Here is a 542-nt window from a genome sequence, read left to right on the forward strand (position 1 = left end):
CCTGTAACGGTTCAAAGCTTCAGTATTGAGGGCGTTACCGGTCCATTGACCCTAGGTCAAGCCGTCACCCTTACGGGCGTGGGCAGCTTTACCTTAAATGCCAACGGCACTTACAGCTTCACGCCAGTGGCCAACTACAATGGCCCTGTGCCGGTGATCACCTATGTGTTAACCGATGGCTCAAGCACCGATACGTCAACACTGACCATCTCTGTGACGCCAGTGAACGATAACTTCACGGATGCTAATGAAAACATTAGCGTCAATGAAGACAGCGGCACGACCACAGGCACCGTATTAACGGGCACCAGCTCTGTGGACGGTCCTGTAACGGTTCAAAGCTTCAGTATTGAGGGCGTTACCGGTCCATTGACCCTAGGTCAAGCCGTCACCCTTACGGGCGTGGGCAGCTTTACCTTAAATGCCAACGGCACTTACAGCTTCACGCCAGTGGCCAACTACAATGGCCCTGTGCCGGTGATCACCTATGTGTTAACCGATGGCTCAAGCACCGATACGTCAACACTGACCATCTCTGTGAC

At 53.3% G+C, this 542-nt stretch carries 1 protein-coding gene; it reads left to right on the top strand.

The genetic code is table 11. The features are described from left to right. Positions 1-542 (top strand): cadherin-like domain-containing protein (locus GQA99_RS20210; RefSeq protein WP_170293576.1); only part of this gene is annotated, 542 nt, incomplete at both ends.

This window comes from Shewanella litoralis (genome assembly GCF_009828585.1).
Classification (GTDB): Bacteria; Pseudomonadota; Gammaproteobacteria; order Enterobacterales; family Shewanellaceae; genus Shewanella; species Shewanella litoralis.